At 60.3% G+C, this 22,768-nt stretch carries 25 protein-coding genes; 12 read left to right on the top strand and 13 right to left on the bottom strand.

From position 1 onward, the window contains the following. Nucleotides 1-4: 4 nt before the first annotated feature. The gene (locus GNF76_RS18815) at nucleotides 5-652 is read right to left on the bottom strand and encodes a YceH family protein (RefSeq protein WP_155584629.1); all 648 of its coding nucleotides are present in this window, start codon (nucleotides 650-652) and stop codon (nucleotides 5-7) included. Nucleotides 653-776: 124 nt separating this feature from the next. Here GNF76_RS18815 and GNF76_RS18810 point away from each other — a divergent pair, with 124 nt between their 5' ends. Next, a complete protein-coding gene (locus tag GNF76_RS18810) occupies nucleotides 777-1,286 on the top strand; it encodes a DUF1993 domain-containing protein (protein ID WP_155584628.1) in 510 nt (169 codons plus the stop codon). A gap of 68 nt (nucleotides 1,287-1,354) precedes the next feature. On the opposite strand, the gene sstT is transcribed toward GNF76_RS18810, so the two are convergent. Then, the gene (gene sstT / locus GNF76_RS18805) at nucleotides 1,355-2,575 is read right to left on the bottom strand and encodes a serine/threonine transporter SstT (RefSeq protein WP_155584627.1); all 1,221 of its coding nucleotides are present in this window, start codon (nucleotides 2,573-2,575) and stop codon (nucleotides 1,355-1,357) included. 302 nt (nucleotides 2,576-2,877) lie between these two features. Between sstT and GNF76_RS18800 the strand changes: the two genes are divergently transcribed. Next, nucleotides 2,878-4,032, top strand: a complete 1,155-nt coding sequence (locus GNF76_RS18800) for an MFS transporter (protein WP_155584626.1) — start codon at nucleotides 2,878-2,880, stop codon at nucleotides 4,030-4,032. Between the two features lie 4 nt (nucleotides 4,033-4,036). On the opposite strand, the gene nhaR is transcribed toward GNF76_RS18800, so the two are convergent. Beyond that, the gene (nhaR, locus tag GNF76_RS18795) at nucleotides 4,037-4,942 is read right to left on the bottom strand and encodes a transcriptional activator NhaR (protein ID WP_155584625.1); all 906 of its coding nucleotides are present in this window, start codon (nucleotides 4,940-4,942) and stop codon (nucleotides 4,037-4,039) included. 147 nt (nucleotides 4,943-5,089) lie between these two features. Here nhaR and GNF76_RS18790 point away from each other — a divergent pair, with 147 nt between their 5' ends. From GNF76_RS18790 to mnmH, 4 genes are all read left to right on the top strand, one after another. Then, nucleotides 5,090-5,341 carry a hypothetical protein gene (locus GNF76_RS18790; protein ID WP_155584624.1) on the top strand — a complete coding sequence of 84 codons (252 nt, stop codon included), beginning with the start codon at nucleotides 5,090-5,092 and terminating at the stop codon, nucleotides 5,339-5,341. Nucleotides 5,342-5,369: 28 nt separating this feature from the next. Then, nucleotides 5,370-6,116: a TerC family protein gene (locus GNF76_RS18785; RefSeq protein ID WP_155584623.1), complete on the top strand. Its 747-nt coding sequence runs from the start codon at nucleotides 5,370-5,372 to the stop codon at nucleotides 6,114-6,116. A 193-nt stretch (nucleotides 6,117-6,309) separates the two neighbouring features. Next, the gene (gene selD, locus GNF76_RS18780) at nucleotides 6,310-7,344 is read left to right on the top strand and encodes a selenide, water dikinase SelD (protein ID WP_155584622.1); all 1,035 of its coding nucleotides are present in this window, start codon (nucleotides 6,310-6,312) and stop codon (nucleotides 7,342-7,344) included. Further along, nucleotides 7,344-8,438 (top strand): tRNA 2-selenouridine(34) synthase MnmH, encoded by a 1,095-nt coding sequence (gene mnmH / locus GNF76_RS18775; RefSeq protein WP_155584621.1) that lies wholly within the window; start codon nucleotides 7,344-7,346, stop codon nucleotides 8,436-8,438. Before selD ends, mnmH begins: the two co-directional genes overlap by 1 nt. A 38-nt stretch (nucleotides 8,439-8,476) precedes the next feature. Here mnmH and GNF76_RS18770 read toward each other — a convergent pair whose 3' ends face one another. Then, nucleotides 8,477-9,532: a permease gene (locus GNF76_RS18770; RefSeq protein ID WP_155584620.1), complete on the bottom strand. Its 1,056-nt coding sequence runs from the start codon at nucleotides 9,530-9,532 to the stop codon at nucleotides 8,477-8,479. 79 nt (nucleotides 9,533-9,611) lie between these two features. Beyond that, complete coding sequence (locus GNF76_RS18765; RefSeq protein WP_155584619.1) at nucleotides 9,612-10,313, bottom strand: histidine phosphatase family protein; 702 nt, start codon at nucleotides 10,311-10,313, stop codon at nucleotides 9,612-9,614. A 254-nt stretch (nucleotides 10,314-10,567) separates the two neighbouring features. Between GNF76_RS18765 and GNF76_RS18760 the strand changes: the two genes are divergently transcribed. Both GNF76_RS18760 and GNF76_RS18755 read left to right on the top strand, forming a co-directional pair. Next, nucleotides 10,568-11,266: a glutathione S-transferase N-terminal domain-containing protein gene (locus GNF76_RS18760; protein ID WP_155584618.1), complete on the top strand. Its 699-nt coding sequence runs from the start codon at nucleotides 10,568-10,570 to the stop codon at nucleotides 11,264-11,266. A gap of 24 nt (nucleotides 11,267-11,290) precedes the next feature. After that, complete coding sequence (locus GNF76_RS18755; protein ID WP_155584617.1) at nucleotides 11,291-12,133, top strand: PhzF family phenazine biosynthesis protein; 843 nt, start codon at nucleotides 11,291-11,293, stop codon at nucleotides 12,131-12,133. Here GNF76_RS18755 and GNF76_RS18750 read toward each other — a convergent pair. Continuing rightward, nucleotides 12,130-12,750 (bottom strand): LysE family translocator, encoded by a 621-nt coding sequence (locus tag GNF76_RS18750; protein ID WP_155584616.1) that lies wholly within the window; start codon nucleotides 12,748-12,750, stop codon nucleotides 12,130-12,132. The two genes, GNF76_RS18755 and GNF76_RS18750, sit on opposite strands and share 4 nt — an antisense overlap. Before the next feature lie 189 nt (nucleotides 12,751-12,939). On the opposite strand from GNF76_RS18750, the gene hemB reads away from it, so the two are divergent. Next, a complete protein-coding gene (hemB, locus tag GNF76_RS18745; protein ID WP_155584615.1) occupies nucleotides 12,940-13,914 on the top strand; it encodes a porphobilinogen synthase in 975 nt (324 codons plus the stop codon). A 51-nt stretch (nucleotides 13,915-13,965) separates the two neighbouring features. On the opposite strand, the gene GNF76_RS18740 is transcribed toward hemB, so the two are convergent. Continuing rightward, entirely contained in the window at nucleotides 13,966-14,580 is a 615-nt protein-coding gene (locus GNF76_RS18740) for a LysE family translocator (protein WP_155584614.1), read from the bottom strand. Between the two features lie 136 nt (nucleotides 14,581-14,716). On the opposite strand from GNF76_RS18740, the gene GNF76_RS18735 reads away from it, so the two are divergent. Next, a complete protein-coding gene (locus GNF76_RS18735; RefSeq protein WP_155584613.1) occupies nucleotides 14,717-15,802 on the top strand; it encodes a DUF1615 domain-containing protein in 1,086 nt (361 codons plus the stop codon). Here GNF76_RS18735 and GNF76_RS18730 read toward each other — a convergent pair. After that, nucleotides 15,799-16,593, bottom strand: coding sequence for a DUF4349 domain-containing protein (locus tag GNF76_RS18730; RefSeq protein ID WP_155584612.1), 795 nt, complete (start codon nucleotides 16,591-16,593; stop codon nucleotides 15,799-15,801). The genes GNF76_RS18735 and GNF76_RS18730 overlap by 4 nt on opposite strands. Nucleotides 16,594-16,749: 156 nt before the next feature. Here GNF76_RS18730 and GNF76_RS18725 point away from each other — a divergent pair, with 156 nt between their 5' ends. Further along, nucleotides 16,750-17,166: a PaaI family thioesterase gene (locus GNF76_RS18725; protein WP_155584611.1), complete on the top strand. Its 417-nt coding sequence runs from the start codon at nucleotides 16,750-16,752 to the stop codon at nucleotides 17,164-17,166. Nucleotides 17,167-17,285: 119 nt separating this feature from the next. Here the strand turns inward: GNF76_RS18725 and GNF76_RS18720 are convergent, their stop codons facing one another. From GNF76_RS18720 to GNF76_RS18710, 3 genes are read right to left on the bottom strand one after another with little or no spacing between them, the layout of a single operon-like run. Continuing rightward, entirely contained in the window at nucleotides 17,286-18,467 is a 1,182-nt protein-coding gene (locus GNF76_RS18720) for an acetyl-CoA C-acetyltransferase (protein ID WP_155584610.1), read from the bottom strand. 11 nt (nucleotides 18,468-18,478) lie between these two features. Further along, nucleotides 18,479-19,144, bottom strand: coding sequence for a CoA transferase subunit B (locus GNF76_RS18715; protein ID WP_155584609.1), 666 nt, complete (start codon nucleotides 19,142-19,144; stop codon nucleotides 18,479-18,481). A 34-nt stretch (nucleotides 19,145-19,178) separates the two neighbouring features. After that, entirely contained in the window at nucleotides 19,179-19,877 is a 699-nt protein-coding gene (locus GNF76_RS18710) for a CoA transferase subunit A (RefSeq protein ID WP_155584608.1), read from the bottom strand. A 133-nt stretch (nucleotides 19,878-20,010) separates the two neighbouring features. Here GNF76_RS18710 and GNF76_RS18705 point away from each other — a divergent pair, with 133 nt between their 5' ends. After that, nucleotides 20,011-20,913 carry a LysR family transcriptional regulator gene (locus GNF76_RS18705; protein WP_155584607.1) on the top strand — a complete coding sequence of 301 codons (903 nt, stop codon included), beginning with the start codon at nucleotides 20,011-20,013 and terminating at the stop codon, nucleotides 20,911-20,913. A 124-nt stretch (nucleotides 20,914-21,037) separates the two neighbouring features. On the opposite strand, the gene GNF76_RS18700 is transcribed toward GNF76_RS18705, so the two are convergent. Together GNF76_RS18700 and GNF76_RS18695 are read right to left on the bottom strand one after the other, a co-directional pair. Continuing rightward, on the bottom strand, nucleotides 21,038-21,367 hold the full coding sequence (locus tag GNF76_RS18700) for a hypothetical protein (protein ID WP_155584606.1): 330 nt from the start codon (nucleotides 21,365-21,367) through the stop codon (nucleotides 21,038-21,040). Nucleotides 21,368-21,916: 549 nt separating this feature from the next. Beyond that, nucleotides 21,917-22,762 (bottom strand): NAD-dependent protein deacetylase, encoded by an 846-nt coding sequence (locus tag GNF76_RS18695; RefSeq protein WP_155584605.1) that lies wholly within the window; start codon nucleotides 22,760-22,762, stop codon nucleotides 21,917-21,919. Between the last annotated feature and the right edge of the window lie 6 nt (nucleotides 22,763-22,768).

The following is a 22,768-nucleotide window of genomic DNA, read 5'->3' as shown; positions in this document are numbered from 1 at the left end:
TTGCTTATTCCAGGCGAGCAAGGCGCTCTTCCAGCGCCGCAATCCGCGCCTCCAGCTCTTCAATGCGCTCCAGCGAAACCCCACCACCGGCACTGCGTTCCACTGGATTACCACGGGCTGCGAGGATCGCCTCGATATCCGCCGGATCACCCAAGGCATGCATATAACGGTCCTCCCGCTGCCCCGACTGACGCGGCACCAACAGCGCCAGCCCACGGGCGATCAGACGTTCCAGTTGATGCACCACCTGCTCGGTGTCTTCAAAGTCATGCATGCGCCCGCTGCGGGTCAGTAATTCGCTGACGGTCTGCGGGCCGCGCAGGAACAACAAGCCGATAAGGATCACCTGGGCCGGCACCAGCTCCAGCGCCTTGTCCACCCGGTGTTCCCAGCGGTCGGCGCGGCTGCCCATCACCAAGCGGGTAAAACCGCTACCCTCCAGGGCCCGCAGGCTCTGGCCGACCTGGCCTTGGCTCAGGTTCATCACCGGCTCCCGGCTGGTTTTCTGGTTGCAGGCGATTACCAGGGCATTGAGGGTCAGCGGGTAGGTTTCCGGGCTGGTGGCCTGTTTCTCGATCAGGCTGCCCAGGATGCGGATTTCCGTGCTGTTCAGGCGCGGCTCGGCGGAAGTGGTGTCGTGCTCGGTGGTCATCGCGCTTTCCCTATGCAGTGAGCCCACTAGCCTAATCCTGAAAAAATAAAAGACAAGCAGTGCCGGCGGCGAGCATGTCTATAATCGCGGCTGTTCAAACCCTGCCACCATTGTCGAGATTGTCATGACTATTTCCCTGTACGCCGCTTCCCTCCCGGTCTTCAAGCAAATGCTCAACGCCCTGAGCGATGTGCTGAACAAGGCCGAGGCCCATGCCACCGCCAAGAACATCGACCCGAATGCCTACCTGCAAGCACGCCTGTTCCCGGACATGTTCCCGCTGGTACGTCAGGTGCAGATCGCTGTCGACTTCGCCAAAGGCGTTTCTGCCCGCCTGGCTGAAATCGAAGTGCCGAAATATGACGACACCGAAGTGACCTTTGCTGACCTGCAAGCGCTGATTGCCAAGGTTCTGGCGTTCATCGACACCATCACCCCGGCACAGATCGACGGCAAGGAAGGCATCGAGATCGTCACCCGTCCTGGCACGCCAAAAGAGAAGCGCTTCAGTGGCCAGTCCTATCTGCTGACCTACGGCCTGCCGCAGTTTTTCTTCCACGTCACCACCGCTTACGCCTTGCTGCGTCACAACGGTGTGGAAGTGGGCAAGCGTGACTACATGGGCGCGTTCTAAACGTCCTGAAATAAAAAGCCCGGGCCGGTTTGTAAGAACCGGCCCGGGCTTTTTTGTGAGCGCATGCTTTACGCCGTCTGCTCATCCTTGCCCAGGCAGGCCGCTGCGGTGAACAACACATCAGTGGAGGAGTTGAGGGCGGTTTCCGCCGAGTCCTGCAACACGCCGATGATGAAGCCCACGGCCACCACTTGCATGGCGACTTCACTGGGAATACCGAACAGGCTGCACGCCAGGGGGATCAGCAGCAGCGAACCGCCGGCCACGCCCGATGCCCCGCAAGCGCAGACTGCCGCTACGACGCTGAGCAGGATAGCGGTGGGGATGTCCACGGCGATGCCCAGGGTGTGCACGGCGGCCAGGGTCAGGACGGTAATGGTGGTGGCGGCGCCGGCCATATTGATGGTCGCCCCCAGGGGGATCGACACCGAATAGGTGTCTTCATGCAGGCCCAGGCGTTTGCTCAACGCCAGGTTGACCGGGATATTCGCCGCCGAACTGCGGGTGAAGAAGGCGGTGATGCCGCTTTCCCGCAGGCACATCAGCACCAGCGGGTACGGGTTGCGGCGCAGCTTCCAGAACACGATGGCCGGGTTGATCACCAGCGCCACAAACAACATGCTGCCAAGCAGCACCAGCAGCAGGTGGGCGTAGCCCAGCAAGGCGCCGAAGCCGGAAGTCGCCAGGGTAGAGGCCACCAGGCCAAAGATCCCCAACGGTGCAAAGCGGATCACCATGCGCACGATCAGCGTAACCCCATTGGACAGGTCGGCCAGCACGGTGCGGGTGGTTTCGCTGGCATGGCGAATGGCGATGCCCATGCCGATCGCCCAGGCCAGGATGCCGATGAAGTTGGCGTTCATCAGTGCGCTGACCGGATTGTCCACCACACTGAGCAACAGGCTTTGCAGCACTTCGCCAATGCCACCGGGGGCGCTCATGGCCACATCGTGGGTGGCGAGCACCAGGGTAGAGGGAAACAGGGTGCTGGCAATCACAGCCACGACGGCGGCGGCAAAGGTGCCCAACAGGTACAGGAACAGAATTGGCCGGATATGGGTTTCCTGGCCGTGCTTGTGGCTGGCGATCGAGGCCATGACCAGCACGAATACCAGAATCGGCGCGACGGCCTTGAGGGCCGAGACAAACACTTTGCCGATAAACCCGGTGGCCTGGGCCACGTCGGGCAGCAGCAGGGCCAGTAGAATGCCAGCGATCAGGCCAATCACGATTTGTGTGACCAGGCTGACGCCCATGAGTCGGTTTAAGAGGGAAGGGGCAGCAGTCATAAATAGAGTTGTCTCTGGTTTTTCTAATGGGTGCGGCGATTGGTGCAGGCAAGGCAGCGCACAGGCTGCCGGAGGGTAAAGCGCCAAGGCAAGGCCGAACGGTAACCGGATGTTCGGCAAAGTTTAACATGCTGTAGGAAATATCCCGGTTGGGTGCGGCGTTCAGTCACCCTGTTACACGACTGGCCCTGCTCGGCTTTCCCAAAGTCGGACACATTCTGTTAAGATCCAGCATCCTCTTATTTCCTCTCTGTCAGCGAGCCCTCGGGCTGTCGTTGGCGTCGTCGTTTCTGGAGTTATTCATGTTGTTGCCCATCCTGCTGCTGTCGGCGGCCGGTTTTACCGTGCTGACCACAGAGTTCATCATCGTTGGCCTGCTGCCTTCCATCGCCCGCGACCTGGATGTCAGCGTGTCCCAGGCCGGCCTGCTGGTGACCCTGTTTGCCTTCACCGTGGCGGCGTTCGGTCCGTTTCTGACGGCCTACTTCGCCCGGTTCGAGCGTAAGCGCCTGTTTATCACCATCCTGGTGATGTTCGGTGCGGCCAATACCCTGGCGGCGTTGGCCCCGAATATCTGGGTGATGTCGGTGGCGCGGTTGATTCCAGCCCTGGGGCTGCCGGTGTTCTGGGCGCTGGCCAGTGAAACGGCGGTGGACATTGTCGGCCCGGACTACGCAGGCCGGGCGATTGCCAAGATCGGCTTCGGCATTGTTTGCGCCACGGTGTTTGGCATCCCGGTGGGTACGCTGATTTCCGACATGTTCGGTTGGCGTACCGCCTTTGGCATCCTGGCGGTGGTGGCATTGGCCAAGGCCTTGCTGCTGTTTGTCTACCTGCCGGCGACCCGCGTGAAGAAAGAACAGGTCACGTTGCGTTCGCAATTCAAGATCCTGCGCAGCCCGCTGATGCAAGGCCATGTTGTCCTGTCGATCCTGGTTTTTAGCGGCATGTTCACGGCTTACACCTACCTGGCAGACATTCTTGAACGTTTGGCAGGCTTCGACGGCACGCTGGTGGGCTGGTGCCTGATGGGCTTTGGTGCGGTCGGCCTGATCGGCAACTCCCTGGGCGGGCGCATGGTGGACCGCCACCCGCTGATCGCCTCGATGGTGTTCTGCGGCTTCATGATCACTGGCATGGTGGCGCTGGTGCCAGCCATCCACTCTACGCTGGGGCTGGCGGCGGCGATGGGTATCTGGGGCGTGACCCAGGCAGCGCTGTTTTTGGTCAGCCACGTGCGCCTGATGAAGGTCGCGCCCCACGCGCCGGCGTTTGCCGCGTCGCTGAACATCGCCGGGGCCAACCTGGGGATTGGCCTGGGCGCAATGGTCGGCGGGCGGGTGATCGACACGCTGGGCCTGGGCAGCCTGGGCTTTGCCGCGGCGGGTTTTATCCTGCTGTCGATGCTGTTGGCGTTGTGGCTGATGACTGCCAAGACCCGCGAAGTGTGCGTCTGAGGCATCAGTCGGGGAGGGCGGTAAACAACTCCCGCCGAGCCCCCTCGGTAATCGCCACGATGCCGGGATGCTTAACCTTGCGTTCCACCGAAATGGCATAGAAGGACTCGGTTACCGCTTCAGTCTGACCGATCAGTACCACGCCGTACTGGCGCGCCACCTCGTCGGCAATCACGCTGGGGGCGATAAAAATGCCGCTGCCGGATTGGCCGAAGGCCTGCATCAAGGCGCTGTCGTCAAACTCCCCGACAATCCGCGGTTGGATCTGTTGCTCGGCAAACCAGCGCAACAAGCGGCTGCGTACCACGGTTTCTGCCCCAGGAATCAACAACGGGGCGCCCTGCAGGCACTGTGGGAAAGCACCGCCATGCTGGTCAGCTAAAGCCCGGGTGGCGAAAAAGCTGATGCCGCATTCCCCCAGTTTCTGGCTGTAGCCCTTGATGTCCAGGTGCGTGGGCATCGGGCTGTCGGAGATCACCAGATCCAGGCGCTGGATCGCCAGGTCCGCCAGCAAGCGTTCGAGCTTGTCTTCACGGCAGGTGATGCGGATCGGCTCGCTGAGCTCCATGGTCGGCGCGATCAGCCGGTAGACAATGGATTTGGGCACCACGTCCGCCACGCCTACCCGGAACAGGATCTGCTGTTCATTGGGCTGGGCCCGTAACATCGCCTCCAGTTCATTGCCCGTCTGGAACATCTGCTCGGCATAGGGCAGCGCCTGTCGACCGGCTTCGGTCAATTCCAACTGCCGTCCCACGCGCTGAAAAAGCGCCACACCGAAGGTTTGCTCCAGCAGGCTGATCTGTCCGCTGATAGTCTGTGGCGTGAGGTTCAGTTGCTCGCACGCACGCACGATACTGCCGGTCTTGGCCACCACCCAGAAGTAGTGCAGTTGACGGTAATTGAGCATGGGCGCCTCAAAAGGAAGATGTTACTTCGTGTAAATCGAAGTATAAGCGAAAAAAATACGAATTTTCCTGAACTGTTCATCCCCATAGAATGCGTCGCTATCGAGGGGCCAATGCTTGGACCCAACGGTTCTAACGAGGAACGCATCATGAAACTCAATTCTCTGGGCGCGGCGTCGCTGCTTGCGCTTTCATTGATCATGCTCAGCGGCTGTGATCAGGCTGAAAAAAGCGCACAACAACTGTTGGGCAAAGCCACCGAATCGGCCAAGCAGGTGATCGATGACACTCACCAGGCCGCCGAACAGGCTTTGAGTGATGCGACCAAAGGCTTGATTGCTCCGAAAGACAAAGAGCAACAGGAAGAGAAGAAACCTGAACCGACTTCGCAAGAAACCTAACCTCAGCACACCACGTCAGGACTGACCTATGGATTACCTTTTACAACTGGCCGCCAGCCCGACCGCCTGGGTCGCACTGGCTACCTTGATCGTCATGGAGATCGTGCTGGGGATCGATAACCTGATCTTTATCTCGATTCTCACCAACAAGTTGCCGGTGCAGCATCGAGCCAAGGCGCGACGTATCGGCATCAGCATGGCGTTGATCCTGCGGCTGGGCCTGTTGAGCACCATTGCCTTCATCGTGCAGTTGACCGCGCCGGTCATCGAGATCTTCGGGCAGGCGTTCTCCTGGAAGGACATGATCCTGATCGCCGGTGGTCTGTTCCTGGTGTGGAAGGCGACGACCGAGATCCATCACAGCATGGACCCGGAGCCTGAACAGGTGGCAAGCAGCACGCCGAGCGTGTCCCTGGGCTTTGCAGCGGCCATCGGGCAGATCCTGATGCTGGACCTGGTGTTTTCCATCGACAGCATTATTACTGCCGTGGGCATGACCGAGCATTTGCCGATCATGATCATTGCCGTAGTGGTCTCGGTGATCGTGATGCTGGTGGCGGCCGAGCCGTTGGCCAAGTTCATCAACGACAACCCGACCGTTGTGATGCTGGCTCTGGGCTTCCTCATCATGATCGGTATGACCCTGATCGCCGAAGGCTTCGGCGCCCATGTGCCAAAAGGTTATGTGTATGCAGCCATGGCGTTCTCGGCGGTGATCGAGTGTCTGAACATGGCACGCCGCAGTCGGCATAAGCGGCTTGCGGCAAAACACTAAAAGGCTGAGATCAAAGGCCGGCTGCGCTCATCCGTGTCCGCTGCCGAGGTACTAACAGGACTGCCCTCGGGGGGCTGCTTCGCACCCCATCGCAGCCTCGTGCCTCGGCAGCGGCTACACGGACGGGCCAGTCGGCCTTTTGTTGTCTGGGTGTCTGATAGAATCCGTCGACTAGTTGCCTTGAGGTACATCCATGAACGAGCCGATTCGCCTGACCCAGTACAGCCACGGTGCGGGTTGCGGTTGCAAGATTTCCCCCCAGGTGCTGGAAGTGATCCTTGCCGGCAGCGGTGCGCAGAACCTCGACCCCAAACTCTGGGTGGGCAACGCCTCGCGGGACGATGCGGCGGTCTACGCCATCGACGAAGAGCGTGGCGTAGTCTCCACCACCGATTTTTTCATGCCGATTGTCGATGACCCCTTCGACTTCGGCCGTATTGCCGCCACCAACGCCATCAGCGATATCTACGCCATGGGCGGCGACCCGTTGATGGCCATTGCGATTCTCGGCTGGCCGGTCAACGTGCTGGCGCCTGAAATTGCCCGTGAAGTGATTCGTGGCGGTCGCTCGGTGTGTGACGAGGCGGGTATTCCCCTGGCCGGTGGTCACTCCATCGACGCCCCCGAGCCGATCTTCGGCCTGGCCGTCACCGGCCTGGTGGAAAAGCGCCACATGAAACGCAACGACACTGCCACTGCCGGTTGCCAGTTGTACCTGACCAAGCCGCTGGGTATCGGCATCCTGACCACGGCGGAAAAGAAGGGCAAATTGCGCGAAGCCGATATCGGCCTGGCGCGGGACTGGATGTGTACCCTCAATAAACCCGGCAGCCGTTTCGGCAAGCTGTCCGGTGTGACGGCGATGACCGATGTCACCGGTTTTGGCCTGTTGGGCCATCTGGTGGAAATGGCGGACGGCAGTGGTGTGACTGCCCGCATTGAATACGAAAAAGTCCCACGCCTGCCCGGGGTCGAGTACTACCTGGACCAAGGCTGCGTGCCCGGCGGCACCTTGCGCAACTTCGACAGCTACGCCAGCAAGCTGGGGCGGGTGAATGAACTGCACAAACGCGTGTTGTGCGATCCGCAAACCAGCGGCGGGCTGCTGATTGCGGTCACCCCTGAAGGCAACGCCGAGTTCCTGGCGGTGGCCGCCGAACTTGGACTGAGCCTGGAACCCATCGGCCAACTGGTTGAGCGACAGACCAACGCGGTAGAGGTGTTCTGATGCCCATCGACATCACCGATTACCGCGACATTTTTCTTAACGATCGGCCGATGATGGATACCCGCGCGCCGGTGGAGTTCATCAAGGGTGCTTTCCCCGGGGTGATCAACCTGCCGCTGATGACCGATGATGAGCGTCAGCGGGTCGGGACTTGTTATAAGCAGCAAGGGCAAGAGGCCGCGATCGCCTTGGGGCGGCAGTTGGTCAGTGGGGCGACCCTCAATGAGCGCCTTGAGCGCTGGGTCGGGTTTGCCCGGGCCAACCCCGATGGCTACCTTTACTGTTTCCGCGGCGGACTGCGCTCTCATCTTGTGCAGCAAGTGCTCAAGGATGAAGCCGGTATTGATTACCCGCGCGTTGGCGGTGGTTACAAGGCCATGCGAACGTTTTTGCTTGAAACGGTGGATCAGGCGGTGTCGCAATGCGATTTTGTCTTGCTGGGTGGCATGACCGGCAGCGGTAAAACCGAGATCCTCACCCAGTTGGACAACGGCCTGGACCTGGAAGGGCATGCCAATCATCGCGGGTCCAGCTTTGGCAAACGTGCTACGCCCCAGCCGTCCAACATTGATTTTGAAAACCGCTTGGCTGTGGATCTGCTGAAAAAGCGCGCCCGTGGGATCGAGCAGTTTGTGGTGGAAGATGAGAGTCGAATGATCGGCAGTTGTGCCTTGCCGCTGAATTTGCACCGAGGCATGCAGGCGTTTTCCATGGTCTGGCTGGAGGAAAGTCTGGAAAACCGGGTCGAGCGCGTGTTGCGCGACTATGTAACCGACCTGTGCGCGCAGTTCATTGCCGAATTTGGCGAGACGGGTTTCGATCTGTTCGCCGAGCGCCTGATCCAGAGCTTGACCAATATCCACAAGCGCCTCGGTGGCGAACGCTATCAACGATTATTGGGATTGATGCAGGACGCCTTGGCCGAGCAGGCCCGCAGTGGCGACGTGGACTTGCACCGAGGCTGGATTATCGGGTTGCGTGAGTATTACGACCCGATGTACGCCTTCCAGCGAGAAAGCAAAGGCGCGCGGATCGAGTTCTCCGGGGAGCAAGGCGCGGTGCTGGAGTATTTGCGCGAGCGAGCGGCCCGATAGGAAAAAGCGGGGCCCCTACGGGGCCCGCGTTCGGGGGGTTATAGAATGGCCATTCCAATCAGGCCACACACCACACCCATCAGCATGGTCAACCCGGCCACCGTCACCAGCACTCGCGCATCAAAATCCTTACGCAGCATCAACAGCGAAGGCAGGCTCACGCTCGGCAGAGTCATCAGCAACGCCACGGCCGGGCCAGTGCCCATGCCCAAGGTCATCATGGTCTGCACAATGGGGATTTCTGCCGCGGTCGGGATCACAAACAGCGTGCCGACAATTGCCAGGGGCACCAGCCACATCAGGCTGTTGGCCATCGCGCCATCGACATGGGGAAACAGCCAGACCCGCGCCGCGCCCAGGATCAGCACCGCCAGGATATAGACTGGGATCGTGCTCCAGAACAGCTGCCACAAGGTGCGTAGCCAGCGGCCCAGGAATGGTTGGGTCTCGACGGTGCTCGCGTCGGCGACGGCGTCCAGCGCCGCTTCCGGCACTTGCTCAGGACGTGCAATGCGCTGGGCCACCAGCGAAACGCCCACCACCAGCACAATCCCGGCGACGAGCCGCAAGGCGGTAAACCCCCAGCCGAGCACAAAGCCCATGAACACCAGGGTTGCCGGGTTGAGCACCGGGTTGGCGATCCAGAATGCCAGCGCGGCACCTACCGAAACCTTTTGGCGACGCATGCCGGCGGCCACCGGCGCGGCACAGCAACTGCACATCATCCCCGGCAAGGCGAACAGCCCGCCACGCAAGGTCGAGCCCAGTCCGGCACGGCCAAACAGGCGCAATAGCCAGTCCCGGGGGATCAGCACTTGCAGCAACGAACCGAGGATCACGGCCAGCACGGCGGCTTTCCAGATCGCCAGGAAATACACCTGGGCGTAGGCCAGTGCGGCAGCCAGCGGTGCGCTTTGCTCGTCGTTGAGAATCGAGGCGCCGATGCTGTGGTTATCGGCCGCGACAAAGGCCTTGAAGTAGTAGGGCGACCACTTCACGTAATAGAGACCGACACAGGCGACCAGGAGAAACAGCGCCGGTTTCCACCAGAAGGACCAACCCCGGGCGGGGTGGGTGGAGGAGAGGTTGGACATGTTGAGGATCCGCAGATGAGTCAATAGCGGCGCATCATACGCCGCTGTTGCAATTCATGCGGGCTCTGCGTGGTGTAGGTCAGATATCCGCACTGAGCTGAGTCGCCGCCGGGCACGTCTGCTGGCCGTTGTCCAAACCTTGCTTGTAATTGCGGCTGAGCAGGCTCGCCTTGCCGTTGTGCCAGGTCAGGGTCAACACATACAGCGTGTCGAAATCACTGCCGGACCAGTCCTCGGTGATGGTGTGTTCTTCACCCACCGCTTCGCTCGCCACCTTGTTGATCAGCTCTGGCAGGTAGCCATGGGACCAGGCGGTGTAGATGATTGAGTTGTGGTATTTGTTTTCCACCAGTTCGTCGGCCAGGGCGCTGGTGTCATTGGCCGAGTACTCGATGTTCACCGGCAGGCCGAGCTTGATGGCGCTGGGGCTGATGGTCATCAGCGGTCGAATGTAGCTGTAGGAATTGTCGAACTCACCTTCCTCGACGTTACGGGTCGGGTTGGCGGCAAATATGTAGTTGGCGTTGCCGAACTTTTCCGGCAGCACGGTGGCCAGGTTCATGGCGCGGTTCAGGCCTTGGCAATTGAGCTGGCCCAGGCCGCCTGCTGGTTTTTCACCGTGGCGCAGGAATACCAGGGTCTGCACGCCGTCCACTTGCTGGGCGCGGCTTTCGCGGGCTTCCAGGGTCAGGGTCAGCGCACCCGCCACCAACAGTAATGGCAACATGATGTACGAGTAGCGTTTGAGGCGTTTGGCAAGGCACAGAGGCTTGAATGTCATTGGTAGTTTCAGTCTTCAGTGCATCGGGTTAAGGCGGACAAGCCCGGCTTCAGCAACGCTTCAGGCGTCGTGCGGTTTTCCATGTCGTGGTAGCGGCGTGCTTCCCTTCACCGTTTGGGCGCACTTATAGAGTGCACTTGGGGTTTTTGGTTCGCGTCGGCGGGAGATTAGCGAGGCGATGTTGCGAATTGAAGACCAATGCAAGCGGCTCGCCAGATGACTATGATGGACCCTTCTTGTCTTGGAGCTTTGCGATGAACTCACTCTCCACGTTCCCGATCACCCGCAAATGGCCGGCCCAGCATCCCGAGCGCCTGCAACTGTACTCCTTGCCGACGCCCAACGGGGTCAAAGTGTCGATCATGCTGGAGGAGTTGGGCCTGCCGTATGAGCCGCACAAGGTCAGCTTCGAGACTCAGGACCAACTCTCCGTTGAATTCCTGTCGCTGAACCCCAACAACAAGATCCCGGCGATCATCGACCCCAATGGCCCCGGCGGTCAGGCGCTGGCGTTGTTCGAGTCCGGCGCGATCCTGATTTACCTGGCCGAGAAATGCGGCCAGTTCTTGCCTGAGGACCCGGCGGCGCGTTATGAGACGATTCAGTGGCTGATGTTTCAGATGGCTGGTATCGGGCCGATGTTCGGACAGGTCGGCTTTTTCAACAAATTCGCCGGCAAGGCCTACGAAGACAAACGCCCCCGTGACCGTTACGCCGCTGAATCCCGGCGCTTGCTGGACGTGCTGGAAAAACACCTGCTGGGCCGCACCTGGATCATGGGCGACGAGTACACCATCGCCGATATCGCGACCTTTCCCTGGATCCGTAACCTGATTGGTTTCTATGAGTCAGGCGACTTGGTGGGGATTACCGATTTTCCAAATGTACTGCGGGTGCTGGACGGCTTTGTCGCACGACCGGCGGTGATCCGCGGGTTGAGCATTCCCGCCTGACAATAATGGACTGACAGGAGCCCCATGCCTTCCTTCGACTTCAAACAGCTGGATGTCTTCAGCAGCGTTGCCCTCAAAGGCAATCCCCTGGCCGTGGTGCTGGGGGCCGACAGCCTGAGCGACCAGCAGATGGCCGATTTTGCCCAGTGGACCAACCTCAGCGAAACCACCTTCCTGCTCAAGCCTCGTGACCCAAGGGCCGACTACCGGGTAAGAATCTTCACCACCCTGCAGGAACTGCCGTTTGCCGGCCATCCTACCTTGGGCAGTTGCCATGCCTGGCTGCAAGCCGGTGGCGAGCCCAGGGGAGAGGAGATCATCCAGGAATGTGAAATCGGCCTGGTGCGCATCCGGCGTCAGGGTGACGAATTGGCCTTTATCGCGCCGCCGTTGTTACGTTCAGGTCCGGTAGATACCGAGCTGGTAGAGCGGGTTCGGCGGGCATTGGCACTGGAGCCGGGGGCGATTATTCGCAGCCAGTGGGTCGATAACGGCGCGGGCTGGCTGGCGGTGATGTTGGCAGATCGTGAGGCCGTTCTGGAACTGCACCCGGACTACTCGCAATTGCACGGGCTGGCGGTTGGGGTGGTTGCCCCGTGGAACCCTGAACGGGATGGTCTGGAGGCGCAGTTTGAAGTCCGCGCGTTTATTGCCGGTGATGGTGCCCCGGAAGATCCCGCCACCGGCAGCCTCAACGCCGGTGTGGCTCAATGGCTGCTGGGCGAGGGCTTGGCGCCGAATCGTTATGTGGTCAGCCAGGGCACGGCCATGGGCCGCGCCGGGCGAATTCGAGTCGAGCGCCAAGGCGAAGAAATCTGGATTGGCGGTGCGGTCTCGGTCTGCATTGACGGGCAATTGACCCTTTAACGGTGGTTGGCCGCCAGCTTGATGCCAAAACCGATCAGCGCCAGGCTGGCGACGCGCGTGGCAATCTTTCGCGCCAATGGAAACGTCCTCAAGCGCAAGGCCACGGCGTTGCCTGCCAACACCAGCAGCACCTGATACAAAAAGCCGATCAACGTGACATGTACCATCATCGCCACCAAGGTGCTTGAAGGTGAGTCCGGTCGGATAAACAACGGAAAAAACGCCACGAAAAACAGAATCACCTTGGGGTTGGTCAGGCTGACGGCGACGGCTTTGCGAAAATAGATCCAACCGGAGCGCTTGGGTTCCAGCCCTGCGGTGTCGTGGCCGACAGGAGTGAACAGCAATTGCAGTCCCATCCAGCACAGGTAGGCTGCACCGACCCACTGCAACGCCATGAACAGCATGGGATTGGCCTTCATCAAGGCCGCCAGGCCCGCCGAAGCGGCGAGCATGAAGATCACGTCTCCCAGTACCGTGCCGAATACCGCACCGAACCCGGCACGCACGCCATTGCGCGCCGTCGCGTGAAGAATGGCAAAGGTGCCTGGCCCCGGGATCAGTTGGAAGATCAGGATGGCGGCGATAAAACTGCCATAGTTCTGGATATCAAACATGGGGAGTGCTCCTTTGCTTTTGCCGGGAGTAGCCGGATTTTATCAAGTCGCGGTGATTGTTACGGAAACGCAAAGGCACTGTTATGGAGGGGTGGTTTGTGCTCCCGGTCAATCCGGGCATAAGCTTTCGCCTTTAAACTATTCACCTCGTCACCTGCCTTGTTCTACAGGTCTTTTTCAGGAGCATCAATGTCCAGCCAGTTCCCCGAAGCCCGTCCTCGCCGCTTGCGCCGCTCCCCGGAGTTGCGTGGCCTGTTCCAGGAAACCGAGTTCACCCTCAACGACCTGGTGCTGCCGATTTTTGTCGAAGAAGAAATCGACGACTTTGTGCCGATCACCAGCATGCCTGGGGTACTGCGCATTCCCGAGTCGAAACTGGCCGGTGAAATCGAACGCTATGCCCGTGCCGGGATCAAGTCGGTGATGACCTTCGGCGTGTCCCATCACCTGGATGCCAGCGGCAGTGACACCTGGAACGAACGTGGCCTGGTGTCGCGCATGTCGGCGATCTGCAAGGACGCGGTGCCGGAAATGATCGTCATGTCCGACACCTGCTTCTGCGAATACACCGATCACGGCCATTGCGGCGTGATGCAGGGCGCTGAAGTCGACAACGATCGCACCCTGGTTAACCTCGGCAAGCAAGCAGTGGCGGCGGCTCGCGCCGGTGCTGATGTGATTGCGCCGTCGGCCGCCATGGACGGGCAAGTCCAGGCCATCCGCCGGGCGTTGGATGAGGCCGGTTTCAGCCATATTCCGATCATGGCGTATTCCACCAAGTTCGCGTCTGCCCTCTATGGTCCGTTCCGTGAAGCCGGTGGCAGTGCGCTCAAGGGCGACCGCAAGAGCTACCAGATGAACCCGATGAACCGCCGCGAAGCGGTGCGTGAGTCGTTGCTGGATGAACAGGAGGGCGCGGATGCGCTGATGGTCAAGCCGGCGGGTGCTTACCTGGACATCATCCGCGACATCCGCGAAGCCTCGCGTTTGCCGGTAGCGGCGTATCAGGTCAGTGGCGAGTACGCGATGATCAAGTTCGGCGCCCAGGCAGGGGCCATTGATGAGGGCCGGATCGTCCGGGAGACGTTGGGTTCGATCAAGCGGGCCGGTGCGGACCTGATCTTTACCTACTTCGCAATGGACCTGGCACTGGCCGGGATCTGAAGTAAATTCAATGTAGGAGCTGGCGCTCGACAGCTCCTACCGTTGATGGCTTCAGCGTTGCGCAAACGCCAAATTCAGCCCCAACCCCGCAAATGTCGCGGCAAAGCTGCGGCGCAGCCAGTTCTGCACCCGTGGCGATTCGATCACGGCGCGGCGGAACACATTGGCCAGCAGGCCGTAGATCACAAACACTGCCAACGTCATCGCCATGAACACACTGCTCAGCCACAACATTTGCACGGCCGGCGCGGTACTGCCCGGGGTGACGAACTGCGGCAGGAACGCCAGGAAGAAAATCGTCAGCTTAGGGTTGAGGATGTTCAGCAGGCAGCCCCTGACCATCAGGCTGCGGGCACTGGACACTGTGGGCGTGTCATTCATGGCAAAGGCCGAACGGTCTCGCCAGGTGGCGTAGGCCAGGTACAGCAAGTAGGCAGCCCCGGCATACTTCAGCGCTTCAAAGGCCAGCGCACTGGTGTGCAGCAGGGCGGACAGCCCGAGCACCGATGCCAACAAGTGCGGGACGATCCCGGCGGTACAGCCCAGCGCGGCAAAGGCACTGGCTCGCTTGCCGGCGGTAAGCCCGGTGGAAATGGTGAAGATCACGCCGGTACCGGGGATCAGCACGACGATCAGGCAAGTGATGAGGAAGTTTACGCTGAGCATGGCATTCAAACTCCTTGTTGGAACGGCGGGAGTCCGATCCTGTCACAGTTGCGCTGCGGCTGGCGAGTACTGCAGGTCGGCAAACCCGCGTTAGACTTGTCCGCCATGACTGCCCATCGTCGTCCAAGGAAGCCCCATGTTCTCATCCCGCCTGATCTTCTGCCTGACCACGCTGCTGGTGCTGGCCGGTTGCTCCAGCCAACGCACCCAGCAACAGCCGGAGCGCAGCGAAGCCGAGGTCAAGGCACAAATTGTGCGGTTGTTGCCGGCTAAAGTCGCGGACAGGGCTGGCTGGGCCCAGGACATCTACACCGCGTTCAATACCCAGAAGATTTACCCCAGCACCGAAAACATTTGCGCGGTACTGGCGGTGACCGAGCAGGAGTCTACTTATCAGGTGGACCCGTCGGTGCCGAACATGGGCAAGATTGCCCAGGACGAAATCCTCCGGCGTGCGGGCAAGGTGCACATTCCTGCCGTGCTGGTGCGTACCGCGCTGCAGTTGCGCTCGCCCACGGGCAAGTCCTACGCCGATCGCTTGAGTGCTGCCCATACGGAAAAGGACCTGAGCGCGATCTTTGACGACTTCATCAGCGTCGTACCGTTGGGGAATACCTTGTTTGGTGGCTTCAATCCGGTACACACCGCAGGCCCCATGCAAGTTAGCGTCGCCTTTGCTGAAAAGCAGGCCCGGAATTACCCCTACACAGTGGATGGCACGATTCGCCGGGAAGTCTTCACCCGTCGTGGTGGCATGTATTTCGGCATCGCTCACTTGTTGGGGTACCCGGTGAACTATGACCAGCCGTTGTATCGTTTCGCCGATTTCAACGCCGGCTGGTACGCCAGCCGCAATGCGGCGTTCCAGGCTGCCGTGAACCGCGTCTCGGGGAAGTCACTGGCGTTGGATGGGGACCTGATCCGCTACGGCTCAATCTTGCCCGGCACGACCGAACTGGCGGTGCGTTCGTTGGGCAAGTCCCTGGATATGCGTAACCCGAGCATCCGCAGTCAGTTGGAGCAGGGCGACCGCCTGGACTTTGAAGAAACCACCCTCTATCAACGGGTCTTTGCCCTGGCCGAGAAGGCCGAGGGCAAACCACTGCCTCGGGCGATCTTGCCGGGCATCGTGCTGAAAAGCCCGAAGATCACCCGCAACCTGACCACGGCCTGGTTTGCCAAGCGCGTGGATGAGCGTTATCAGCGGTGCATGAAGCGTTAGGTACGACGCTTGACGAATTTGCGCCACAACCAGACCCACAACCACAACACCGGGAAGGCCAGGATCACGAACGGCAATACATAGCTGGCGCGCTCCAGCGCATCAGCGGTGCCGTTCACCAGATTGTCGCCGAGGTTGCTGAACATCCGGCTGAAGCGCGACTGCTGCTGGGCACCGTCGGAGGCCCGGAAGTTCAGGGTCACGCGGTTGGTATCCAGACGACGTTGCTGGCCGGCAGCGGCCTGGGCCAGTTCCTGCAAGTCGTTCTCGATGCTCGCTTGTTCCTTGCTCAGGGTGATCAGGTCACCCACGGTGATGTCCTTGCGCTTGGCCAGTTCATCCAGACGCTGTTGCTGCGCCAACAAACGTTCCTGGCGGCGGCGAACGTCGGCCACGGCATCGGCCAGGTCCTCGGCGGTGGTGATGCGCTGCCCCAGCTTTCCACCTTCAGCCGCCATCGCCACCATCGGTTCGACACCGGCGGGGGCAATGCGCAGGACAATCTCGCCACCGCTGCTGTCCTCCTTGATGCCCAGGATGTTGCAGGCGCCAAAGCGCGCCGACTCGCAGGCCTCGCGGGTCGCCTGCATCCGTGGCGCCAGCAGCGCGGCGGGCAGGGACAGGCTCAATTCGTGCTCATAGGCCAACTGCGCCCCGGAGCGGCCTTGTTCGCCGCTGATCACCGTGGCTTCGGAGTGTGTCTTGGGCGAGCAGCCGCCAAGAGCCAGGCCGGCCAACAGGACCAGTACAGTGTGGCGGAGCAGAGAGGGGTTGCCGTCCAGGTGGCGCATTGCGGTTCCTTGGGGAGTCGGAGGAGGTTGAGGGCGATTAAAGCGGTTCCTGGGGATTAACGCAAAGTATCGCCGGGGATTTGCGGGGTTGATCTTGATAGCCGCGATAGGGGGGCTGGGTTACACCTCAAGCCAGACGCCCAAGAGGAACTCGTCATGATCGCTATTCCTGAAGGTTTCACCCCGCTATCTCGCAGCAGCCCGCTGCTGGACCTGCTCGGTCCGGTGTATTGCCGGGGCGAAGGCCTGCAACTGGAAATTGGCCTGCGTGCCGACCCACGTCACGCCAATGGGCGCGGTACGGTCCACGGTGGTGTGTTGGCAACCCTGGCGGATATCGGCATGGGCTATGCGATGGCATTTTCCAGCGAGCCGCCGCTGGCGCTGATGACGGCGAGCATGACCCTGGACTATATGGGCGCCGTGCAGGTGGGAGAGTGGATCGAGGTGCGGCTGGAAAATCACAAGCGTGGACGGCAGATGGCATTTGCCACGGTCAGCCTGCAGGTGGGGGAGAAGGTGGTGGTACGGGCGAGTGCGGTGTTTGCGGTACCGCAATCGAATTCGCACTGAAGACCTCTTGAGTGCCCCGAAAACCCTGTGCCTCGGCAGCGGCTACAGAAAATCAGCCCCTGGCAAAGAAAAGGCCCGGTTTTCGTGGAACCAGGCCTTCTCTCTGTTGCTCGCTGAACTCAGCTGCGTTCGAGTGCCAACGCCACACCCTGACCACCACCGATGCACAAGGTCGCCAAGCCTTTCTTGGCATCACGCTTGATCATTTCGTGAAGCAGGGTCACCAGCACCCGGCAACCTGACGCACCAATCGGGTGACCAATGGCAATCGCGCCGCCGTTGACGTTGACCTTGGTCGCATCCCATTCCAGTTCCTTGCCCACCGCCAGCGACTGCGCGGCAAAGGCTTCGTTGGCTTCGATCAGGTCCAGGTCGCCCAGTTTCCAGCCGGCCTTGTCCAGGCAACGACGGGTGGCCGAGACCGGGCCAATACCCATGATCGCCGGGTCAACGCCGGCATTGGCGTAGCTCGCGATACGGGCCAGTACCGGCAGGCCGAGGGACTTGGCCTTGTCAGCACTCATCAACAGCACCGCAGCGGCGCCGTCGTTGAGACTGGAGGCATTACCGGCGGTGACACTGCCGTCTTTCTTGAACGCCGGCTTGAGCTTGGCCAGGGACTCGGCTGTCGTGCCGGCACGTGGCTGTTCATCCACCGAAAAGGCAATCGGGTCGCCCTTGCGCTGGGGGATCAGGATCGGCGTGATCTCATCGGCAAAACGCCCGGCCTCGATAGCAGCGCTGGCTTTTTGCTGGGACGCAGCGGCGAATGCATCCTGGGCTTCACGGCTGATGCCGTACTTGTCCACCAGGTTCTCGGCGGTGATGCCCATGTGGTAGTCGTTGAACGCATCCCACAGGCCGTCGGTGATCATGCTGTCGAGCATCTTGGCGTGGCCCATGCGCAGGCCGGTGCGGGCGGCTGGCAGGACATAGGGCGCCAGGCTCATGTTTTCCATGCCGCCGGCGATGATCACGTCGGCGTCACCACAACGGATCGCTTGCGCACCCAGATGCAGGGCCTTGAGGCCTGAGCCGCAGACCTTGTTCAGGGTCATGGCCGGTACGGCGTGCGGCAGGCCGGCAAGGATGGATGCCTGGCGCGCCGGGTTCTGGCCCGAGCCTGCAGTCAGTACTTGGCCGAGGATCACTTCGTCCACTTGCGCGGGGTCAAGGCCGGTCTGCTCCAGCAGGCGGCGGATCACCGCAGCGCCCAGCTCCGGTGCCGGGATACTGGCCAGGGAGCCCTGAAAGCTGCCCACGGCGGTGCGGGTGGCAGCAACAATGACGACGTCTTGCATGGAATCTTTCCTCACTGGGCAGCGAACTGCATTTCTGGAACATGGTCCGGGACGATCAGTTTACCGGCGGTCTTGCTGACAATCTCTTCAACGCTGACGCCAGGTGCGCGTTCCTTGAGGACAAAAGCGCCATTTTCGATTTCCAGGTAAGCCAGGTCCGTCAGTACGCGCTTGATGCAGTTGGCACCGGTCAGCGGCAGGCTGCAACGACTCAGCAGCTTCGACTCACCGTCCTTGGAGGCGTGGGTCATGATGACGATGATGTTGTCCGCACCGGCCACCAGGTCCATGGCGCCGCCCATGCCTTTGACCAGCTTGCCGGGGATCATCCACGAGGCGATGTTGCCCTGGACGTCGACTTCAAACGCACCCAGTACGGTCAGGTCGACATGCCCGCCGCGAATCATTGCGAAGGACTCTGCAGAGGAAAAGATCGAGGCGCCGACGCGTGCGGTGACGGTCTGCTTGCCGGCGTTGATCATGTCGGCATCGATGGTTTCTTCGGTCGGAAAGGGGCCCATGCCCAGCAGGCCGTTTTCCGACTGCAGCATCACTTCCATGCCTTCGGGGATGTAGTTGGCCACCAGGGTCGGAATGCCGATGCCGAGGTTGACGTAGAAACCGTCCTGCATTTCGCGGGCGACGCGTTGAGCCATTTGTTCGCGGGTAAGAGCCATGTTTTGTCTCCTTGTTATTCGGGCTGGGGCAGGATTATTTGCGGACGGTGCGCTGTTCGATGCGCTTCTCGAAGGTGCCGCAGATGATCCGGTCGACGTAGATGCCAGGGGTGTGGATCTGCGACGGGTCCAACTCGCCCGGCTCGACGATTTCCTCGACCTCGACCACGGTGATCTTGCCGGCGGTGGCGGCCAGCGGGTTGAAGTTCTGTGCCGTGTGGCGGTAGATCACGTTGCCGAAGTGGTCGGCTTTCCAGCCTTTGACGATAGCGAAGTCGCCGGTGATGGATTCTTCCATCAGGTACGGACGGCCATTGAATTCGCGGGTTTCCTTGCCTTCGGCCACTGGGGTGCCGACGCCGGTGGCGGTGAAGAAGGCCGGGATGCCGGCGCCGCCTGCGCGCATTTTTTCTGCCAGGGTGCCTTGGGGCGTCAGGACCACTTCGATTTCGCCGCTGAGCAATTGCTTCTCGAACAGGGCGTTTTCACCGACGTAGGAGGCGATCACTTTGCTGATCTGCTTGCCTTCCAGCAACACGCCCAAACCGAAGCCGTCGACGCCGCAGTTGTTGGAAACCACTGTCAAGTCGCGGGTGCCTTTGCGCTTGATCTCATTGATGAGGTTTTCCGGGATCCCGCACAGGCCAAAGCCACCGGCGAGGACCGTCATGCCGTCTTCCAGACCCGCCAGCGCTTCCTCGTAGGACGCCACGCGTTTATCGAAACCTGCCATATGCACCTCTTTTATTGTTTGTGGGCCAGCCATATGCCCCGAGTGTTGCGCTGACGGATTGATTTGTTAAGTTGTTTTTTAAGGTTGATTGATTTAAAAAACAGCACAATCGTCGGTTATCTGGAGCAGCGTCATGACAGTTAAACAGATGCGGGCCTTTCTTGCCGTGGCCCAGAGCCTGAGTTTTGCCGCCGCGTGTGAGCGCTTGCACCTTTCTCAGTCGGCCTTGAGCTTGACCATCAAAGGCCTGGAAGAAGGGTTGGGTGGGCGTTTGTTCAGCCGTAATACCCGCAACGTTGCGCTGACGCCTGAAGGTGAGTCGCTGTTGCCCCTGGCCCGACGTCTGATTGCCGATTGGGACAACGCCGAGGATGAACTGCGCCAGCGCTTCACCTTGCAGCGTGGACGAGTGACGGTGGCAGCGATGCCGTCGTTCGCCGGCAATCTTCTGCCGCCGGTGTTGAAGATTTTTCGCGCGCGCTATCCCCAGGTCAACGTGACGGTCAACGACGTGATCAATGAGCAGGTGCTGGAGATGGTTCGCGACCGTCAGGTGGAACTGGGCGTGGCGTTCGAGCCATCGGTGGGTTCGTCCTTGGCGTTTACTCCACTGTATGTGGATCGTTTTATCGCGGTCGTGCCGGGTGATTCGCCCTTGGCCCGGATGGCCGAGATCGACTGGAAAACCTTGCTGGAGCAGCCCTTCATTACCTTGCAGCGGCCGTCCACAGTGCGGGTGATGCTGGAAGAGCATCTGGGAGCGCTGGACATGAAGTTGCCGGTGGCATTGGAGAGCCATCAATTGGCGACGGTGGGCAAAATGGTTGCCAGTGGATTGGGTGTCAGTGCGGTGCCGGCGCTCTGTGCGCGGCAGATGGAGGAGGCGGGCGCCCATTGCATCACCCTTCGGGACCCGGTGATCGAACGACCGATTGGTGTTTTGACCAAACCCGGTCATGAACTTTCTGCGGCGGCCCAAGCCATGTTTGATATTTTTTTAGCTGAGGCGGGGAAGGGATGTTTCCCAAGGCTTTAAGTTGGCACTAATACGTGTGGGAGCTGGCTTGCCTGCGATAGCTATTTAACATTCAACCTAGTTGTCGACTATTAAACCGTTATCGCAGGCAAACCAGCTCCCACCTTTAATCGAGTGACGGGTTTCAGCAGTATCTATCGATCACTTTAACCTGCGAATGGCCCTTGAGGTTCTGCCATTCAGTATTAAGTGTGTGGAACACCTGCTCGATAAAGTTGCGATCGGCGGCGGCCTTCTTGCCGACATAACCCTGGCCACGGCGGTACATCTTCAGGCGTGCGGCCAGTTCGCGGTTATTCTTGTCGAACTCTTCTTCCACGGTATGGGGCGCCAGGCAGTCAATATGGACCTGGCCCGATTTACCAATCCAGAGGATATGGTCGTCGAGCTTGTCTTTCTGCGCTGCGAACATCTCAGCCAATTCTTCGATAGTTGGTTGGTTGTTCAGATTCATGTGTAAGCCCCTTGACCAGTTGGCGATCTTTAGTTGATTCGTTAAAACGTTTCAGTTGTCTCCGGTTCCGAAAACCGGGCGTCAGCGACTGTCTGCCGAATACGGGCAGGGTCTTGAACCTGATGCATGTAGTCTTGCTGATGAACTGCTACGCAATGGTTTCATAACGAAGACAAGCAGCGTTTGAGCTCCTTGTACCGATCCTTTCGGGCCGGTCAGCTTCATCAATCTGCCTTGTGGGCAGTGCACATCCGGAAAAAACAGCTCGGCGGTCAGACGAGCTTGTTCAAAACGCGTGTTACCAACGCTCCCGATCCGGGAGACGCTTGAATCATGCAATTACAAAATGGTTACGTCAACGGTTATGTAGTGATTATTTTTGAGCACTACATAAATGGCTGTGGGGACGGGAGAATGCGCGAAAAGGTGACTTGTGCGTCATCTTCTGGCCCTGTAGCCGCTGCCGAGGAACGAGGCTGCGATGGGTTTGATGCGGCATCCCGACGCAGCGGCTGCGGACTGCATCGCAGCCTCGTTCCTCGGCAGTGGCTACAGGCGTTCGGCCAGCAGCGGTAGCAAATGCTCACAGTAGGCTTCGATCTTTACTTGTAGCAGATCGTCGCCCCGGGTTTTACCCAGGTTGATGGCGATGACGGGTTTGCCCTGGTCAACCATCGCCTTGCACAGGCGAAACGCCGAGTAAGCCATCAGTGACGACCCGACCACCAACAACCCTTCGGCGTGTTCCACGGCGGCCATCGCTTTGGCTGCGGTGGCTTGGGCGACGTTCTCACCAAAAAACACCACGTCCGGTTTCAGCCGTTGGCCATTGCAATGAGGGCAGTGGGGCACCTGAAAACGCTCTTCGAAGGCTGGGTCCAGCAACGTGTCGCCGTCGGGGGCCTGGATGGCGTCGACACCGGCCAGGTAGGGGTTCTCGGTCTCCATCAGGTGCTGGATCAGACCCCGCTCGCTGCGCAGATGGCAGTCGAGGCAGAGCACTCGGTGCAAGCTGCCATGCAATTCGATCACGTCATGGCTGCCGGCCTGGTCGTGCAGGGTGTCGACGTTCTGCGTGATCAGCCCGGTGATGAGCTGGCGTTCCTGCAAGGTTGCCAGCGCGATATGGGCCTTGTTCGGCTGCGCGAGGCGCACCCTCGGCCAACCGAGCATCGCCCGTGCCCAGTAACGTCGTCGCGCCTGTGCGGTGGCCAGGAAATCCTGGTACATCATTGGCGCCTTGCCCCGGCGCACACCTTCGCTGTCGCGATAATCGGGAATCCCCGAAGACGTGCTGATACCCGCACCGGTCAGGACCAGAAACCGCCGTTCGGCCATGGCCCGGTGCAGGATGTCGAGGTGAATATCGGTTTGATGGTCCAGGGTATCGAGCATGAAGCC

This window comes from Pseudomonas spelaei, from assembly GCF_009724245.1.
Taxonomy (GTDB): domain Bacteria; phylum Pseudomonadota; class Gammaproteobacteria; order Pseudomonadales; family Pseudomonadaceae; genus Aquipseudomonas; species Aquipseudomonas spelaei.
The sequence above is the reverse complement of the archived record's forward strand: the minus strand, read 5'-3'. Positions and strand labels throughout refer to the sequence as shown.

Bases quoted from the DNA above. Each gene is read 5' to 3' on its own strand.
- GNF76_RS18730 (WP_155584612.1), bottom strand. From the start codon at position 16,593: ATGCGCCACCTGGACGGCAACCCCTCTCTGCTCCGCCACACTGTACTG.
- GNF76_RS18740 (WP_155584614.1), bottom strand. From the start codon at position 14,580: ATGCTCAGCGTAAACTTCCTCATCACTTGCCTGATCGTCGTGCTGATC.
- nhaR (WP_155584625.1), bottom strand. From the start codon at position 4,942: ATGCTCAATTACCGTCAACTGCACTACTTCTGGGTGGTGGCCAAGACC.
- GNF76_RS18720 (WP_155584610.1), bottom strand. From the start codon at position 18,467: ATGCAAGACGTCGTCATTGTTGCTGCCACCCGCACCGCCGTGGGCAGC.
- GNF76_RS18695 (WP_155584605.1), bottom strand. From the start codon at position 22,762: ATGCTCGATACCCTGGACCATCAAACCGATATTCACCTCGACATCCTG.
- GNF76_RS18770 (WP_155584620.1), bottom strand. From the start codon at position 9,532: ATGTCCAACCTCTCCTCCACCCACCCCGCCCGGGGTTGGTCCTTCTGG.
- GNF76_RS18765 (WP_155584619.1), bottom strand. From the start codon at position 10,313: ATGACATTCAAGCCTCTGTGCCTTGCCAAACGCCTCAAACGCTACTCG.
- GNF76_RS18750 (WP_155584616.1), bottom strand. From the start codon at position 12,750: ATGTTTGATATCCAGAACTATGGCAGTTTTATCGCCGCCATCCTGATC.
- GNF76_RS18810 (WP_155584628.1), top strand. From the start codon at position 777: ATGACTATTTCCCTGTACGCCGCTTCCCTCCCGGTCTTCAAGCAAATG.
- GNF76_RS18815 (WP_155584629.1), bottom strand. From the start codon at position 652: ATGACCACCGAGCACGACACCACTTCCGCCGAGCCGCGCCTGAACAGC.
- GNF76_RS18700 (WP_155584606.1), bottom strand. From the start codon at position 21,367: ATGAATCTGAACAACCAACCAACTATCGAAGAATTGGCTGAGATGTTC.
- GNF76_RS18705 (WP_155584607.1), top strand. From the start codon at position 20,011: ATGACAGTTAAACAGATGCGGGCCTTTCTTGCCGTGGCCCAGAGCCTG.
- GNF76_RS18735 (WP_155584613.1), top strand. From the start codon at position 14,717: ATGTTCTCATCCCGCCTGATCTTCTGCCTGACCACGCTGCTGGTGCTG.
- GNF76_RS18710 (WP_155584608.1), bottom strand. From the start codon at position 19,877: ATGGCAGGTTTCGATAAACGCGTGGCGTCCTACGAGGAAGCGCTGGCG.
- sstT (WP_155584627.1), bottom strand. From the start codon at position 2,575: ATGACTGCTGCCCCTTCCCTCTTAAACCGACTCATGGGCGTCAGCCTG.
- hemB (WP_155584615.1), top strand. From the start codon at position 12,940: ATGTCCAGCCAGTTCCCCGAAGCCCGTCCTCGCCGCTTGCGCCGCTCC.
- GNF76_RS18715 (WP_155584609.1), bottom strand. From the start codon at position 19,144: ATGGCTCTTACCCGCGAACAAATGGCTCAACGCGTCGCCCGCGAAATG.
- GNF76_RS18790 (WP_155584624.1), top strand. From the start codon at position 5,090: ATGAAACTCAATTCTCTGGGCGCGGCGTCGCTGCTTGCGCTTTCATTG.
- GNF76_RS18725 (WP_155584611.1), top strand. From the start codon at position 16,750: ATGATCGCTATTCCTGAAGGTTTCACCCCGCTATCTCGCAGCAGCCCG.
- mnmH (WP_155584621.1), top strand. From the start codon at position 7,344: ATGCCCATCGACATCACCGATTACCGCGACATTTTTCTTAACGATCGG.
- selD (WP_155584622.1), top strand. From the start codon at position 6,310: ATGAACGAGCCGATTCGCCTGACCCAGTACAGCCACGGTGCGGGTTGC.
- GNF76_RS18785 (WP_155584623.1), top strand. From the start codon at position 5,370: ATGGATTACCTTTTACAACTGGCCGCCAGCCCGACCGCCTGGGTCGCA.
- GNF76_RS18760 (WP_155584618.1), top strand. From the start codon at position 10,568: ATGAACTCACTCTCCACGTTCCCGATCACCCGCAAATGGCCGGCCCAG.
- GNF76_RS18755 (WP_155584617.1), top strand. From the start codon at position 11,291: ATGCCTTCCTTCGACTTCAAACAGCTGGATGTCTTCAGCAGCGTTGCC.
- GNF76_RS18800 (WP_155584626.1), top strand. From the start codon at position 2,878: ATGTTGTTGCCCATCCTGCTGCTGTCGGCGGCCGGTTTTACCGTGCTG.